The 404-nt window shown below is 47.0% G+C and carries 2 tRNA genes; both read left to right on the plus strand.

Annotated features, from left to right (window positions below):
- Window positions 1-16 precede the first annotated feature (16 nt).
- Window positions 17-90: transfer RNA gene (locus A3712_RS19880), tRNA-Cys, on the plus strand.
- Between the two features lie 201 nt (window positions 91-291).
- Window positions 292-378, plus strand: a tRNA-Leu gene (locus A3712_RS19885).
- The last annotated feature ends 26 nt before the right edge of the window (window positions 379-404 follow it).

Here is a 404-nt window from a genome sequence, read left to right on the forward strand (position 1 = left end):
ACGTGTTTGAATAAAAGGCGCCTTGGCAGAGTGGCTATGCAGCGGATTGCAAATCCGTGGACCTCGGTTCGACTCCGGGAGGCGCCTCCATTCTTTCTCTTAGTTTGATAAGTTAAGATAGATTCGAATGAAATTGCGATACTAGCTCAGTTGGTAGAGCGCAACCTTGCCAAGGTTGAGGTCATCGGTTCGAACCCGATGTATCGCTCCAAATTTTGTAGTGTTGATTGATATTGACATTAAGGTGGTGTTTTACTTTTCAGTAATCGGCATCGCAATAAAGAATTGCGTGCCCTGGTGGTGGAATTGGTAGACACAAGGGATTTAAAATCCCTCGACGTTCGCGTTGTGCCGGTTCAAGTCCGGCCCGGGGCACCATCTATTTGGTTGTTACTTCTCTAGGT

Source organism: Vibrio sp. HI00D65 (assembly GCF_001635455.1).
GTDB lineage: Bacteria > Pseudomonadota > Gammaproteobacteria > Enterobacterales > Vibrionaceae > Vibrio.